The sequence below is a fragment of the Duganella sp. Leaf126 genome (genome assembly GCF_001423125.1).
In the GTDB taxonomy this organism is placed as follows: domain Bacteria; phylum Pseudomonadota; class Gammaproteobacteria; order Burkholderiales; family Burkholderiaceae_D; genus Rugamonas.
In genome coordinates this window covers 440887-455223 of sequence record NZ_LMNW01000001.1, presented here as the reverse complement: position 1 = coordinate 455223, position 14337 = coordinate 440887, and the positions used below count along the sequence as shown (strand labels likewise).

General features: G+C 68.3%; 14 protein-coding genes. 9 read left to right on the top strand and 5 right to left on the bottom strand.

Features of this window, described 5'->3' with window-relative positions:
• Genes hutH through ASF61_RS01860 form a run of 6 tightly spaced genes read left to right on the top strand, consistent with a single transcriptional unit; the run spans position 1 to position 7316 of the window.
• Complete coding sequence (hutH, locus tag ASF61_RS01885; RefSeq protein WP_056150571.1) at positions 1-1545, top strand: histidine ammonia-lyase; 1545 nt, start codon at positions 1-3, stop codon at positions 1543-1545.
• A gap of 23 nt (positions 1546-1568) precedes the next feature.
• Positions 1569-2357 (top strand): N-formylglutamate deformylase, encoded by a 789-nt coding sequence (gene hutG / locus ASF61_RS01880; protein WP_056150569.1) that lies wholly within the window; start codon positions 1569-1571, stop codon positions 2355-2357.
• A complete protein-coding gene (locus ASF61_RS01875) occupies positions 2354-3727 on the top strand; it encodes a formimidoylglutamate deiminase (RefSeq protein ID WP_056150566.1) in 1374 nt (457 codons plus the stop codon). Before hutG ends, ASF61_RS01875 begins: the two co-directional genes overlap by 4 nt.
• Complete coding sequence (locus tag ASF61_RS01870; protein ID WP_056150564.1) at positions 3724-4308, top strand: HutD family protein; 585 nt, start codon at positions 3724-3726, stop codon at positions 4306-4308. The genes ASF61_RS01875 and ASF61_RS01870 overlap by 4 nt, the downstream gene beginning before the upstream one ends.
• 21 nt (positions 4309-4329) lie before the next feature.
• The gene (gene hutI, locus ASF61_RS01865; protein ID WP_056150562.1) at positions 4330-5562 is read left to right on the top strand and encodes an imidazolonepropionase; all 1233 of its coding nucleotides are present in this window, start codon (positions 4330-4332) and stop codon (positions 5560-5562) included.
• Positions 5559-7316 (top strand): glycine betaine ABC transporter substrate-binding protein, encoded by a 1758-nt coding sequence (locus ASF61_RS01860; RefSeq protein ID WP_373994521.1) that lies wholly within the window; start codon positions 5559-5561, stop codon positions 7314-7316. Before hutI ends, ASF61_RS01860 begins: the two co-directional genes overlap by 4 nt.
• Before the next feature lie 194 nt (positions 7317-7510).
• Here ASF61_RS01860 and ASF61_RS01855 read toward each other — a convergent pair whose 3' ends face one another.
• Both ASF61_RS01855 and ASF61_RS01850 read right to left on the bottom strand, forming a co-directional pair.
• Positions 7511-8002 (bottom strand): GNAT family N-acetyltransferase, encoded by a 492-nt coding sequence (locus ASF61_RS01855; protein ID WP_056150560.1) that lies wholly within the window; start codon positions 8000-8002, stop codon positions 7511-7513.
• Positions 7999-8907, bottom strand: coding sequence for a DMT family transporter (locus ASF61_RS01850; protein ID WP_056150559.1), 909 nt, complete (start codon positions 8905-8907; stop codon positions 7999-8001). The genes ASF61_RS01855 and ASF61_RS01850 overlap by 4 nt, the downstream gene beginning before the upstream one ends.
• A gap of 170 nt (positions 8908-9077) precedes the next feature.
• On the opposite strand from ASF61_RS01850, the gene ASF61_RS23675 reads away from it, so the two are divergent.
• Positions 9078-9215: a hypothetical protein gene (locus ASF61_RS23675; protein WP_200919781.1), complete on the top strand. Its 138-nt coding sequence runs from the start codon at positions 9078-9080 to the stop codon at positions 9213-9215.
• A gap of 42 nt (positions 9216-9257) precedes the next feature.
• Positions 9258-9767 (top strand): DNA-deoxyinosine glycosylase, encoded by a 510-nt coding sequence (locus tag ASF61_RS01845; protein WP_056150557.1) that lies wholly within the window; start codon positions 9258-9260, stop codon positions 9765-9767.
• Between the two features lie 23 nt (positions 9768-9790).
• On the opposite strand, the gene ASF61_RS01840 is transcribed toward ASF61_RS01845, so the two are convergent.
• A complete protein-coding gene (locus ASF61_RS01840) occupies positions 9791-11011 on the bottom strand; it encodes a DUF2863 family protein (protein ID WP_056150556.1) in 1221 nt (406 codons plus the stop codon).
• Positions 11012-11036: 25 nt separating this feature from the next.
• On the bottom strand, positions 11037-11903 hold the full coding sequence (locus ASF61_RS01835; RefSeq protein WP_056150554.1) for an HDOD domain-containing protein: 867 nt from the start codon (positions 11901-11903) through the stop codon (positions 11037-11039).
• A gap of 201 nt (positions 11904-12104) precedes the next feature.
• On the opposite strand from ASF61_RS01835, the gene ASF61_RS01830 reads away from it, so the two are divergent.
• A complete protein-coding gene (locus ASF61_RS01830) occupies positions 12105-12707 on the top strand; it encodes a DNA-3-methyladenine glycosylase (RefSeq protein WP_056150552.1) in 603 nt (200 codons plus the stop codon).
• On the opposite strand, the gene ASF61_RS01825 is transcribed toward ASF61_RS01830, so the two are convergent.
• Positions 12609-14318, bottom strand: coding sequence for a methyl-accepting chemotaxis protein (locus ASF61_RS01825; RefSeq protein ID WP_056150549.1), 1710 nt, complete (start codon positions 14316-14318; stop codon positions 12609-12611). The genes ASF61_RS01830 and ASF61_RS01825 overlap by 99 nt on opposite strands.
• Between the last annotated feature and the right edge of the window lie 19 nt (positions 14319-14337).

Here is a 14337-nt window from a genome sequence, read left to right as displayed (position 1 = left end):
ATGACCTTCTCCCTCACCCTGAAACCCGGCGCCCTGACGCTGTCCGACCTGCGCCAGGTCTGGAACCACGCCGCGCCGCTGGCGCTGGACCGCGACGCCTATCCCGTGATCGACGCCTCGGCCGCCGCCGTGCGCGCCATCGTCGCCCAGGGCGACGCCGCCTACGGCATCAACACCGGCTTCGGCCTGCTGGCCAAGACCCGCATCCCGGACGACCAGCTCGAACAGCTGCAGCGCAACCTGATCCTGTCGCACTCGGTGGGCACCGGCGAACTGCTGTCGGACGCCGTGTGCCGCCTGATCATGCTGATGAAGATCGGCAGCCTGGCACGCGGCTACTCGGGCGTGCGTCCGCTGATCATCGACACCCTGATCGCGCTGTACAACGCCGGCATCATGCCGGCCATCCCGGCCAAGGGCTCGGTGGGCGCCTCGGGCGACCTGGCGCCGCTGTCGCACATGACGCTGGCCATGCTGGGGGTAGGGCAGGTGCGCGTGCACGGTATCCTGACCGACGCCGGTGCGGCGCTGCAGGCGGCCGGCATTGCGCCGGTGGTGCTGGCGGCGAAAGAGGGCCTGGCGCTGATCAACGGCACCCAGGTATCGACCGCGCTGGCGCTGCACGGCCTGTTCATGGCCGAGCGGCTGCTGGAAGCGGGTTTTGTTGCCGGCGCGCTGTCGCTCGACGCCGCCAAGGGCAGCGACGCCCCGTTCGACGCCCGCGTGCACGAAGTGCGCGGCCAGCCGGGCCAGATCGCCGCCGCTGCCATCTACCGCCAGCTGGTGGCCGGCAGCGCGATCCGCGCCTCGCACCTGGTCGGCGACGAGCGGGTGCAGGATCCGTACTGCCTGCGCTGCCAGCCGCAGGTGATGGGAGCCTGCTGGGACATCATCGGCAACGCTGCCCGCACGCTGCTGATCGAGGCCAATGCCGTCACCGACAATCCGCTGCTGTTCAAGGATGGCGATCTGTCGGTGGTGGTTTCGGGTGGCAATTTCCACGCCGAGCCGGTGGCGTTTGCCGCCGACACGCTGGCGCTGGCGATCGCCGAAATCGGCAGCATCGCCGAGCGCCGCATCGCACTGCTGATCGACGCCACCCTGTCCGGCCTGCCGCCGTTCCTGGTGCCCGAGCCGGGCGTCAATTCCGGTTTCATGATCGCCCACGTCACCGCTGCCGCGCTGGCGTCGGAAAACAAGTCGCTGGCGCACCCGGGCAGCGTCGATACGATTCCCACTTCGGCCAACCAGGAGGACCACGTCAGCATGGCGACCTACGCGGCGCGCCGGCTCGACGACATGGCGCAGAACACGGCGGTCATCATCGGCATCGAGCTGATGGCGGCGGCGCAGGGCATCGACTTCCACCGTCCGCTTACCACCGCGCCGCACCTCGAACATGTGCATGCGCAGCTGCGGCGCTCGGTGCCGTTCTTCGACGCCGACCGCTTCTTTGCGCCCGATATCGCGGCTGCCAAGGACATGGTGCTGCGCGGAGAACTGAGCGCCGCCTGCCGCGACCTGTTCGCCCCGCTGCACCCTTGACCGCAGCGCTTACCGGAGACACCATGGATTACCAGTTCCAGGCCGGCACCATCCCCTTGCTGGTGTCCATGCCCCACGTGGGCACCGACATCCCTGACGAGATCGCCGCCACCATGACCGCCGCCGCCACCGCGCGCCAGGATACCGACTGGCATCTGGCGCGCCTGTACGGCTTCTTGCAGCAGATGGGCGCCTCGACCCTGTCGGCGCGCTGGTCGCGCTACGCGATCGACCTCAACCGGCCGCCCGAAGACACCAACCTGTACCCGGGCCAGGACACCACCGGCCTGTGCCCGGTCGATACCTTCCACCGCGAGCCGCTCTACCTGGACGGCCAGGCGCCGGACCAGGCCGAAGTGGAGCGGCGCCTGCAGTGCTACTGGCAGCCGTACCACGCCCGGCTGCGGGCGGAGCTCGACCGCCTGCTGGCCATCCACGGCCGGGTGGTGCTGTGGGACGCGCATTCGATTGCGTCGCACGTGCCGCGCTTCTTCACGGGCAAGCTGCCCGACCTGAACTTCGGCACCGCCGACGGCGCCAGCTGCGCACCGGACCTGGCGCACGCGGTGGTGTCGTGCGCGCTGGTGCAGGACCGCTACAGCGTGGCCGTCAATGGCCGCTTCAAGGGCGGCCACATCACGCGTCATTACGGCCGCCCCGAAACCGGCGTGCACGCGATCCAGCTCGAGATGTGCCAGTCCACCTACATGGACGAGCAGGCGCCGTACGGCTACCGCACCGACCTGGCGGCCCAGGTGCAGGGCCTGCTGCACCAGATGACGCAGGCAGCCGCCGACTGGGTGCGCGCGTGAACCGGCTGCTGGCCCGCCACGCGCTGCTGCCCGGGGGCTGGCGCGACGACGTGCTGCTGACCTGGGATGCCGGCGGCACCCTGACCGCCGTCACGCCCGACGCGCCGGCGCCGCCAGGCGAGAACATCGCGTGCGTCACCTACGCGCTGCCCGGCATGATCAACCTGCATTCGCACAGCTTCCAGCGCGCGCTCGCGGGGCGCACCGAGTGCGCGGGCGCCGACAGCGACGACAGTTTCTGGACCTGGCGCGACCTGATGTACCGGTTCGCGCGCAACATCACGCCGGACCAGATCGAGGCGATTGCCGCCCAGCTGTTTGCCGACTGCCTGCGCCACGGCTACACCTCGGTGTGCGAGTTCCACTATGTGCAACGCCAACCCGACGGCAACTGGTACGACCGGCCGGCCGAAACGGCCGAGCGCGTGATTGCTGCCGCACGGTTGGCGGGAATCGGCGTCACCATGCTGCCGGTGTTGTATAGTTATTCAGGTTTTAACGAAAGTCCGCTGACGCCGGCGCAGCAGCGCTTCCGCACCGACGCCGACGACGTGCTGCGCGTGATCGAGGCGTTGGCCGGTTTGCGCGACGGCCAGACCGAGGTGGGCGTGGCGCCGCACTCGCTGCGCGCAGCGTCGCTGGCGCAGATCGGGGCGGTGGTGGCGGCGCTGCCGCCCGGGCGGCCCGTGCATCTGCACATCGCCGAGCAGCAGGCCGAGGTGCGCCAGTCGCTCGCGCAGACGGGGCGGCGGCCGGTGGAACTGCTGTACGACCAGGTGCCGGTCGATGGTCGCTGGTGCCTGGTTCACGCCACGCACCTGACGCCGGGCGAGGTGCGCAGCATCGCCGCCAGCGGCGCGGTGGCGGGCCTGTGTCCGACCACCGAGGCCAACCTCGGCGACGGGGTGTTCCCGCTGCAGGCGTTCCTGGCGGCGGGCGGGCGCTTCGGCATCGGCAGCGACAGTCACGTGTCGCACAGTCCGGTGGAGGAATTGCGCTGGCTCGAGTACGGCCAGCGCCTGCACCACCAGCGCCGCAATATCGCGGTGTCGACGGGGCAGCGCCAGGTCGGCGACTTTTTATGGCAGGGCGCCTTGCAGGGCGGGGCGCAGGCGGCAGGACGGCCGGTGGGCGCGCTGGCGCCGGGCCGGCGGGCCGACGTGCTGGTGCTCGACGATGCGCATCCGGTTCTGTGCGGCCTGGCGCTGTCCGAGGTGCTGGGGAGCCTGGTCTTCAGTGGTAACGACAACCTGGTGCGCGACGTGATGGTCGGTGGCCGCTGGGTGGTACGCAATGCACAACATGTGGCGCAGCAGGCGATCGCCGCGCGCTTCAGGCAGACGATGGCAGAACTGAGGGAATTCCGATGAACCGGCTGATTCAGTACGCAAGCCTGCGGCCCACGCCGTGGAAAAACGGCGGCGGCACCACCACCGAGCTGGCGGTGTCGCCGCCGGGCGCCAGCATGGACGATTTCGACTGGCGCGTGAGCCTGGCCAGCATCGCCGCCGATGGGCCATTTTCCCGCTTTCCCGGCGTCGACCGTTCGCTGGCGCTGGTGGCCGGCGACGGCGTGCTGCTGGACTTCGGCGACGAGCGCATCGTGCTCAGCCCCAGCGAACCGCTGGTGGAATTTGCCGGCGAAGATGTGGTCCATGCGACGCTGAGCGGGCCGGCCGGCCAGCCCACGCTCGACTTCAACGTGATGACCCGGCGCGGCCGCTGGCGGCACCGGATCGAACCGTTCATCGTGCGCGGCACGGTGGCGCTGCCCCGGCGCAGCGGCACCACGCTGGTGTTTCTGGCCGACGGCGAAGCGCTGTCGGTGTGCAGCGCGCGCGAGCGGCTGGCGCTGGTGCGCTACGATCTGCTGGTCCTCGATGGCGAACAGGCCTGGACCCTGGAAGCGGCGCAGGCCACGGTGTTCGTGGTCGACCTGATCAACAACTGAACAACAACTGAAGGGCCGCCCATGGCGTGGGACGTGTTGTTTACCAATGTGCACCTGGCCACCATGGCTGCGGACGACGGTTACGGCGAGATTGCCGATGCAGCGATCGCGGTGCGCGACGGCCGCATCGCCTGGCTCGGACCACGGGCAGCGCTGCCGGCCGACAGCGCTGCCGCCAGCGTGCATGATGGCGACGGCTGCTGGCTCACCCCCGGCCTGATCGACTGTCACACCCATATCGTCTATGCCGGCAACCGCAGCGGCGAATTCGAGGCGCGCCTCAATGGCGCGCGCTACGAGGACATCGCCCGCGCCGGCGGCGGCATCATGGCCACCGTGCGCGCCACCCGCGCCGCCAGCGAGGACCAATTGCTGGCGCACAGCCTGCCGCGCGTGCGCAGCCTGCTGGCCGAGGGGGTGACCACGCTCGAAATCAAGTCCGGCTATGGGCTCGACCTGGCGACGGAAGCGAAGATGCTGCGCGTGGCGCGCCGCCTCGGGCGCGAATTGCCGGTGCAGGTGGCAACCACCTTCCTCGGCGCCCACGCGCTGCCGCCCGAATACGCCGACCGCGCCGACGACTACATCGACGCCGTGTGCGCGATGATCGCGCCGCTGGCCGCGGAGGGCTTGGTCGATGCGGTCGATGCGTTCTGCGAGCGCATCGGCTTTTCGCCTGCGCAGACCGAGCGCGTGTTCCAGGCCGCGCAAGCCCATGGCCTGCCGGTCAAGCTGCACGCCGAGCAGCTGTCCGACCAGCGCGGCGCCGAACTGGTGGCGCGCTACGATGGCCTGTCGGCCGACCACCTCGAGCATCTGAGCTCGGAAGGCATCGCCGCCATGGCCGCTGCCGGCACCGTGGCCGTGCTGCTGCCGGGCGCCTACTATTTTTTACGCGATACCAATGCGCCGCCGGTCAGCGCATTGCGCGCGCTCGAAGTGCCGATGGCCGTCTCCACCGACTGCAACCCCGGCACCTCGCCGCTGACCTCGCTGCTGCTGGCGATGAATATGGCGTGCACGCTGTGGCGCCTGACGCCGCAGGAAGCGCTGGCCGGCTGCACCGTGCACGCGGCGCGCGCGCTCGGTCTGCAGCAGCAGGTGGGCACGCTGGCGGTGGGCAAGCGCGCCGACTTCGCGCTGTGGCGCATCGCCCAGCCGGGCGAACTGGCCTACGCGATCGGCTTCAATCCCTGCCAGGGCGTGGTCAATGGCGGGGTATGGCGTGCGCCGACGCCGGTCGTGCGTCGATGACCGGCTGGCCGTTTGCCCGGGCACGCCTGCCAGCCTGGCTGATGCTGTTCTCGCTGTTGTTGGCCGGCGGCGCCGCCCGGGCGGCAGGCGACACGCTGTACGTCGGCTCCAAGCGCTTCACCGAGTCCTACATCCTCGGTGAAGTGATTACGCAGGTCGCTGCGCCGCATGCGCGGGTCGTGCACCTGCAAGGTCTGGGCAACACCGCCATCGTGCTGGCCGCGCTGCGGGCGGGACGCATCGACGTGTATGCCGAATACCTGGGCACCATCGATCTCGAGATCCTGCGCCATCCCAAGCCCACGTCGCTCGAACAGATCCGCAGGGAGCTCGCCCCCCTGGGCCTGGGCGTGGCCGTGCCGCTCGGCTTCAACAACACCTATGCGCTGGCCATGCGCGCCGATGCGGCCAGCACCGCCATCACCGAACTGGCCAGCCAGCCGGCGCTGCGCTTGGGCCTCTCTCACGAATTCATCGGCCGCGCCGACGGCTGGCCGGGACTGGCCGCGCGCTACGGCCTGCCGCAGCGCCCGCAGGGACTGGACCATGGCCTGGCCTACGAGGCGCTGCGCCAGCGCCAGACCGATGTCATCGACATCTATTCCACCGACGCCAAGATCCGCCAGTACGGCTTGCGCGTGCTGCACGACGACCGCGGCTACTTCCCCCGCTACGACGCCGTGCTGCTGTACCGGCTCGACGCGGCGCAGCGCTTCCCGGCGGCGTGGCAGGCGATCGGCAAGCTGGAAGGGCGCATCGGCGCCGACGCCATGATCGCCATGAACGCCGCCGCTGAAATCGACGGCAAGCCGTTCAGCCAGGTGGCGCGCACGTGGCTCGCCGCCGGTGGCCTGGGGCCGGCCAAGGCCGAAGGGGCAGCAACTGCGGAAACGCCGACTCCGGCCGCACCGGGCGCTGGCGCCGCGAACGCAGGGACTTCCGGCGCAGCAACCCCCGGCACCGCAGGCACCGCGACGCCAGCCAGCAGAGCAGCGGCTAACGGTGCTCCGACTACCGGCGCAGCGACCACCGGTGCTTCGACCACCGGTGCAGCGACGAACGGTGCTTCGACTACCGGTGCAGCAGCCCCGGCCGCCACCGGCCCAGCGTCGTCGTGGCGCACCCTGGCCGACAAGATCTTCGACGACAACCTGGGCCGCCTGACGCGCCAGCACCTGACGCTGGTGCTGGTGGCAGTGGGGCTGGCCTGCCTGATCGGGGTGCCGCTCGGTGTGCTGGCGGCGCGCTATCCGCGCCTGCGGCAGGTGGTGCTGGGCGCCACGGGCATGCTGCAAACGGTGCCGTCGCTGGCGCTGCTGGCCTTGCTGATTCCGCTGCTGGGCATGATCGGCACGGTGCCGGCCCTGATCGCGCTGGTCGTGTATGCGCTGCTGCCGATCGTGCGCAACACCTGCACCGGTCTGCTGCAGGTGGCGCCGGGCCTGCGCATGGCCGCACAGGCGCTGGGCCTGCGCCCTGCCCAGCGCCTGTGGCTGATCGAGCTGCCGCTGGCCCTGCCGGTGATCCTGGCCGGCGTCAAGACGGCCGCCGTGATGAGCGTGGGGACGGCCACCATTGCCGCCTTCATCGGCGCCGGCGGCTTCGGCGAACGGATCACCATCGGCCTGGCACTGAACGACAACCAGATGCTGCTGGCCGGCGCGATCCCGGCAGCGGTGCTGGCACTGCTCACCCAGGCCGCGTTCGAGCTGCTCGAACGGGTGGCCGGCAGGGCGCCTGCCACGCGCACGTAACAGCGGCGCCGTCACCCTGCCGGTCCAGGTGCCGTTCATGTAAAGCGATGTAAGCGAATGCTCTCGGGCGTAAGTGTTTGTAAGCCGGCGTCACGGGCACGAACGACGCAGCTATAGTGAGGGCGTCGAAACATCTCCCTCTCCTCTGACACAGGTTCGGTCCCGCGATCACTTCCCGTGTCGCGGGAATTTTTTTAGCGCTGGGCCGAGAGCTGGGTGAGGGCGTCGCCGGTGACACGGCAGATGCGCCAGTCGGGCATGATGGTGGCGCCCATGCCTTCGTAGAACGAGATGGCGCTGGCGTTCCAGTCCAGCACCGACCATTCGAAGCGGCCGCAATCGCGCTCGGTGGCGATCTGCGCCAGCGCGACCAGCATCTGCTTGCCGTAACCGCGGCCGCGCATCGACTGCTTGACGTACAGGTCTTCCAGGTACAGGCCTTTCTTGCACAGGAAGGTGGAAAAATTATGGAAGAACAGCGCGAAGGTGACCACTTCGCCATCGGCCTCGCCGACGATGGCCTCGCAGGCGGGCTTGTCGCAGAACAGCGCCTCGTGCAGCATCGCTTCGTCGGCGACGACCATGTGCTCGAGCTTTTCGAAGACGGCCAGTTCGAAAATCATGCCGAAGATGGCGGGAATATCGGCCGGCTCGGCCGGGCGGATGATCAGTTCTGAAGGACTCATGTCGTTTTAACGGTAACAGAAGGAGGTTGCAACGCCCAGGCGACGCTGGACAGACACAATACCATGCCTGCCCATTCGACCGCGCCGGGACGGTAGTGCTCGAGCCGGATCGACAGCAGGACCGAGATCACCGGCGTCACCACGCCGACATACACGGCCTTGTCCGAGCCGATGCGGTGGATCAGCGTGAAATACGCGGCAAACGCGATCACCGAGCCGAACAGCGAAAGGTAGAGCAGGCCGGCCCAGTAGCGCGGCGCGGCGGACAGCGTGAACTGCTGGCCGCTGACCAGCACCCACGCGGCCACCAGCAGGCTGCCCCAGGCCATGGCCCACGCCATGCCGAGCAGGACATTGGATGACTGTTGGCGCACCTTGATCACCAGGAGGTTGCCGACCGTGCTGGCGATGGTGGCCAGCAGCGCCAGCACCAGGCCCAGCAGGAAATGGCCGCTGCCGCCGGCCGCCAGGTCGCGCCAGGCGCCGGCGATCGACTGCGAGAACAGCAGCACCACGCCGAGGATGGCGACGCTGCCGGCGGCCAGCGTGCGGCGGCTGACCGCAGTGCCGAAGGCGTAGCGGTTGAATAGCGGGTTCCAGAACACCATCAGGGCGAACAGCACCGCCACCAGGCCCGACACCAGGTACTGCTCGGACGTGTAGGTGCAGATGTAGCTGAGCGCGAAGGTGGCGAGGCCCTGTGCGAACAGCCAGCGCTGCGCGCGCCACGGCAGCCAGAGCCGGTCGCCGCGCAGCGCGCACCAGGCAAACAGCACCGCGGCGGCCAGCCCGAAACGGTAGGCCACCGACGCGGCCGGCGCCACATCGCCCAGCTGCAGCGTGATGGCAAAGAACGTGGAGCCCCAGATCAGGCAGGCGGTGATGAAGAGCAGCGGTGTTGACATCGGACCAGTATAGCTGTCCGGGCAGTAACTTGCCTAGCTGCTATTTTTTGCCCGGTGCTGTCGGCTGGCCTGATTAAATTATGTAAAGACAAAAGAAAAATAGCGAAAACGAACTATGATGGTTTATGCACCGATACCCCGTGCATGTCCTATTTGAACCGGAGGCGGTCATGAACACCGCATTGCAAATTAAAGTTGTTTCCGTGGTCTTGTATGTCGCTGTGGCCACCAGCCTGGTGCTGATGCTGTCGGTCGAACCGATGCAGAGCGCCGTCCAGACCCTGTTCGGCCACTCGCTGTTCCGCTGACCGGTACAATGGCCGCCATCTTCGATACCGCAGGATGGCGCAATGGAACGAAAGCAGTGCTTCCCCCCGGTGGTGGATGCCAATACCCGGCTGCTGGTGCTGGGCAGCCTGCCCGGTGAACAATCGCTGGCCCACGCGCAGTATTACGCTCATAAACAGAACCGGTTCTGGATGCTGATCTCGGCCGTGATCGGCGAAGACCTGGTGCCGCTGCCGTATGACCAGCGCCTGCAAACGCTGCTGCGCCACGGCGTCGGCCTGTGGGACGTGGTGGCCGAAGCCCACCGCCACGGCAGCCTGGACAGCGCCATCCGCCAGCGCGACGACAACGACCTGCCAGCGCTGCTGGCCCGCCATCCTGCCATCACCGCGATCGCCTTCAACGGCGGCACGGCCTACAAGCTGGGCCTGAAGGTGCTGGGCGAACACGCCACGCGCTACCGCATCGCGGCGCTGCCCTCGAGCAGCCCGGCCTATACGCTGGCGTATGGGGAAAAGCTGGCGCGGTGGAGTCAACTGAAAGATTTGCTGGCGCCACCGGCCGCATACTGACCGCGCGGCCGCTCAGGGGAACCTCAAGCCAGCGGCCGCACCTGCACCGGCTTGCCGTCGGCATCGAAACGCAGTGCGACCGCGATGTCGGTCAGGCCGATGCTGGCCAGGGCGTCGCGCAGGTCGTCCACTTCCACTTCGAGGTCGGCGGTCAGGTCGAGCGGCTTGTCGGCCGTGGCCAGCACCGTGTCGCCGGCGCACAGCTGCACGCGCAGCAGCATGTCGTCGTCGATGTCGGTGGGCGCGATGATGGCCGACAGCTGGTCCGGCGCGTGGCCGGCCATGGCGGCGTTCATGGTGGCGAGGATTTGCAGGGTCGCGTATTCGGCCTGCGCCTGTTCGCGCGCGCCGAAGAACAGGTCCTGGTACTGGAAATTGAGCGTGAGCGCGCCGTCGGCGCCGCGTCCGCGGCCCAGGCAGCGCGCGACCAGCGGCGCGAAATCGGCGGTCCACTGCTGGTAGGCCGCAGCGCGTTTGGCGAAGTAGGCATCGGCGGCCTTTTCGCTTTTCGGCACCTGGTAGAACGGGTCGTCGGCGCGCTTCAGGGCAAAGCCGACCAGGAAACGCGCTTCGACCGCGCTGTCTGCGCGGCCGAACGTGACCGGTGCCCAGCCTTGCGCCATGCTGCGCTCGAGCGCCGGCGCAGCTGTCAGTTTTTTCTCGGTCAGCGAGGTGGCCGCTTCGCGCAGCATGGCGTGCAACTGGCCATAGGTGATGCGTTCGATTTCAGCGAGGTCGTAGGCGTGGCTGACCAGCACCACCTTCGCTTTCGGGCTTTCCAGGCCGGCGGCCGTCAGGCTGGCCAGCACCGCGTCGTAGGCGGCGCTGTCCTGGAAATCGTGCGCCGGATCGAGGCCGCCCTGGCTGTGCACGAAGACGGGAATGGCGAACGCGTCGATCTCGATGTCGGCCGCGCCTTCGCGGCGCAGGATCAGGTTGGCCGCGCCTTCCTCGATGGCGTTTTTCAGGTAGCGGTAGCCGTCCACCGATTCGTCGCGGGCCAGTTCCACCGCGCCGTACAGCACCTCGTCCTTGCCTTGCGTGAGCAGGCGGCGCAGCAGGCGCTGGAAGGCGATGGCTTTCTGCGCCAGGTCTTCGCGGGTGGCGGCAGCAACGATGTCGGGATTGGCCTCGCCGTCCGACAGGTCCAGCGCCAGCGCGCACAGTTCGGTGGTGTTCTGCTCGTCCTTGACTTCAGGCGAGTTGGCGGATTTGCGGGGGACGGGGCGCTTATTTTTGGGCATGCGGATCGGGCTACTTTATCGTTCGTTATCGTTCGTTATGGAAGGCTTCGTGCAATTCGTCGAGCAGGTCGGCCACTTCGTCTTCGGTCAGACCCAGGTGCTGGCATGCCAGCGTGCCGCCTTTGTCCCACTCGCGCGACAGCGGACGGCCGAAAAAGCGCTCGATGCCTTTCTCGGCCAGCAGCGTCAGCGCCACCAGCGAGCGCACGGCGTCGTCGGTGGCGGGGTCGTCGAGCACGCGGTAGTCGTGGTGCAGCAGGATGGCCCACGAGACGTCCGGCGACAGGCCCCAGTTACGTGCCAGCAGGCAGCCGACGGCCGCGTGGTTGGTGCTGTAGCGCGCATCCTCGATGTCGGTGAAGCGGCGCGCGGTATCGTCGCAGGCGTCGTCGTAGGTGGCGGCATAGTCGGCGAAACGGTCCATCAGCAGCGGCACGCCGATATCGCAGAACAGCCCGAACGTGTGGGCGATGTCGGACGGCGCGATGCGCAGCTTGCGCGAGGTGAATACCAGCGCCTGGGCGCGGCGCATCGACACTTCCCAGAACGCGCTCAGGTCGGCGCCCTGGCCGTCGATGGCGCGCCGCGCCAGCAAGCCGGTCAGGGTGGACGCGCACAGGTCGACGCCGAGGAAATTGATGGCCTGCTCGACCGACTTGGCCTTGCGGGCAGCGCCGAAGAATGGCGAATTGGCCAGCTTGAGCAGCGCGCCGGACATGCCGACGTCGCTGCCGATGATGCGGGCGATGCTGCGCGGCGACGGATCGGGCTTGGCCAGCTCGTGCTGCAGGTCCACCAGCAGGCTGGGACGGGGCGGAATCCGGATGGAACGCATCAGCGCTTCTTCGACCGCGTTTTCTACTGGCAGGGCTGGGGATGAAACTGTGTTCATGGTGCGTATCGTCAAAAGCTGGTGGGAGGCGCAAAAGAGGCGCACGCGTAACCCGGTATTATCGCCGCAAGCGCTGCCTCGCTGAGCGATTTTCTGGCTTTTTTATTGCTATGAGGCTATATTTTTAAAAAAGAGTGTTTCGCACGCGCACGTTTGGTGATGTTTTGTTAGCATTTTTGTGGCATCCCTTACAATGTAGCCATGAGCAAAATCATTGCCGGAATCGATTTCGAGGCGCCATCGCACATCGTGGCGCGCCAGCTGATCGGCGTCACGGTGCTGGTCAACGGGGTGGGCGGGCGTATCGTCGAGACCGAGGCCTACGACCGCGAGGAGCCGGCGTCGCATTGCTATATCGGCGAGACGCCGCGCAATTTTTCCATGTTCGGCCCGCCGGGCCGCAGCTATGTCTACCGCTCGCACGGCATCCACTGGTGCCTGAACTTCGTCTGCCGCGAGAACGGCCACGGCGCCGGCGTGCTGCTGCGCGCGATCGAGCCGCTGGCGGGACTGGCGCAGATGCGCGAACGGCGCGGCCTGGAAGACGAGCGGCTGCTGTGTTCAGGTCCGGGGCGGTTGTGCCAGGCGCTGGGCATAACCCGCGCCGACAACAATCTGCCGCTCGACGCTGCGCCGTTTCAGCTGCTGGCGCCGGCGCCAGGCGCCGACCCCGGCGCAGCCACCGAGGTGCTGGCCATGGAAGTGTTAGCCGGCCCGCGCATCGGCATTTCCAAAGCCGTTGAGCTGCCGTGGCGCTTTGGCCTGGCGAGCTCGCGCTTTCTGAGCAAGCCGTTCCGCCAGTGACGGCGCCGCCGCAGCCGACACGTCGGCCAGCGTCGTCCCGGCTGCTGCCGCATCGGCCGCCACCTCGCCCACCTGGAACACCGACACCGCCTGCGACAGCTGCACCGCCTGCTCCTGCAGGCTTTCTGCCGCCGCTGCCGCCTGCTCCACCAGCGCCGCGTTCTGCTGGGTCACGTCGTCCATCTGGCCCACGGCCTGGTTGACTTCTGCGATGCCCTGGGCCTGCTCGGCGCTGGCGGCGCTGATGCGGGCGATGATGTCGTTGACCTGCTGCACCGACGCCACGATATCGACCATCCGCTCGCCGGCCTGGTGTACCGATGCGCTGCCGCTGTCGATGGTGGCCACCGACGCCGAGATCAGGGCGTCGATCTCCTTGGCTGCCGCTGCCGAGCGCTGGGCCAGCGTGCGCACTTCGGCCGCCACCACCGCAAAGCCGCGTCCCTGTTCGCCGGCGCGCGCCGCTTCCACCGCCGCGTTCAGCGCCAGGATATTGGTCTGGAACGAGATGCTGTCGATCACGCCGATGATGTCGACGATCTGGCGCGAACTGCCGCGGATGGTCGCCATGGTCTGCACGGCCTGCTGCACGGCGGCGCCGCCGCGCTGCGCCATGTCGCTGGCGTCGGCCGCCAGCTGGCAGGCCTGGCGCGCGTTGGCGGCTGTCTGCTGGACGGCCTGGGTCAGGCTGTCCATCGCGCTGGCGGTCTGTTCCAGCGAACTGGCCTGCATCTCGGTGCGGGTGGACAGGTCCTGGTTGCCGCTGGCGATTTCGTGGGCAGCCGTGTCGATCGAGCGCACCGCGCCCAGGATGGTGGCGATGGTGCCGGTCAGGTTGCCCATGCTCTGGTCGAGCAGGCGCGCGGTGTCGGCGATTTCGTCGCGCCCCTGCGGGCTGCGGCCGGCGCTGAGCCGGCCCTCGGCCAGCGCCATCACGACCTCGCCGATGCCCCGGATATCGCGCAGCATGGCGCGCCGCACGGCCATGGTCACACCCAGCGACAGCACGATCGAGAGCAGCACCAGCAGCCCCATGGTGCCGGCCAGCGCGTGGAAGTCGGCCGTGGCGCGGGCGTGCGCCCGTTCGCTCAGGCGCTTTTCCAGATCGGACAGCTGCGCCAGCTGATCGTTGAGCACCAGGAACTGCTTTTCGGCCTTGGACATGGCGTTGGTGGCGATGCTCTGGTCCATCTGCGCCATGTCCATGGTCTCCAGCACCGCCTTGCGGTACTCGGCCAGGGCGACCAGCGACTGCTCGACGTAGCGCCGCTCCTCGCCCTGGATGGCGGCGCCGGCCAGGCGCCGCAAAGCATCCTCGATGCCGGCGTGGCGGGTCTTGATCTGCAGCCCCAGTTGGTCCAGGCGGCTTTGCGCAAAGCTGCCGTTGACCCACGCCAGCAGCTGGTAGATCTGGGCATGGGCATAGCGCGCTTCGCCGGCCACGTCGGCCGTGGTTTTCAGGCGCGCGGCCCTGATCTGCACCAGGTTCTCCAGCGAGGCGTTCTGGCGCACCATGCCGACCGACGCCGCGCCTGCCGTGACGATCAGCAGGAGCAGCACCAGGCCGGGCGCGAGCAGCAGTTTGGGACCGATCCGTAGTTTGTTCAGCATGGTGCTCTCCCGTGCGTGT

Coding starts and splice junctions, on each gene's coding strand:
- hutH (WP_056150571.1), top strand. CDS start 1: ATGACCTTCTCCCTCACCCTGAAACCCGGCGCCCTGACGCTGTCCGAC.
- hutG (WP_056150569.1), top strand. CDS start 1,569: ATGGATTACCAGTTCCAGGCCGGCACCATCCCCTTGCTGGTGTCCATG.
- ASF61_RS01870 (WP_056150564.1), top strand. CDS start 3,724: ATGAACCGGCTGATTCAGTACGCAAGCCTGCGGCCCACGCCGTGGAAA.
- hutI (WP_056150562.1), top strand. CDS start 4,330: ATGGCGTGGGACGTGTTGTTTACCAATGTGCACCTGGCCACCATGGCT.
- ASF61_RS01860 (WP_373994521.1), top strand. CDS start 5,559: ATGACCGGCTGGCCGTTTGCCCGGGCACGCCTGCCAGCCTGGCTGATG.
- ASF61_RS01855 (WP_056150560.1), bottom strand. CDS start 8,002: ATGAGTCCTTCAGAACTGATCATCCGCCCGGCCGAGCCGGCCGATATT.
- ASF61_RS01850 (WP_056150559.1), bottom strand. CDS start 8,907: ATGTCAACACCGCTGCTCTTCATCACCGCCTGCCTGATCTGGGGCTCC.
- ASF61_RS23675 (WP_200919781.1), top strand. CDS start 9,078: ATGAACACCGCATTGCAAATTAAAGTTGTTTCCGTGGTCTTGTATGTC.
- ASF61_RS01845 (WP_056150557.1), top strand. CDS start 9,258: ATGGAACGAAAGCAGTGCTTCCCCCCGGTGGTGGATGCCAATACCCGG.
- ASF61_RS01840 (WP_056150556.1), bottom strand. CDS start 11,011: ATGCCCAAAAATAAGCGCCCCGTCCCCCGCAAATCCGCCAACTCGCCT.
- ASF61_RS01835 (WP_056150554.1), bottom strand. CDS start 11,903: ATGAACACAGTTTCATCCCCAGCCCTGCCAGTAGAAAACGCGGTCGAA.
- ASF61_RS01830 (WP_056150552.1), top strand. CDS start 12,105: ATGAGCAAAATCATTGCCGGAATCGATTTCGAGGCGCCATCGCACATC.
- ASF61_RS01825 (WP_056150549.1), bottom strand. CDS start 14,318: ATGCTGAACAAACTACGGATCGGTCCCAAACTGCTGCTCGCGCCCGGC.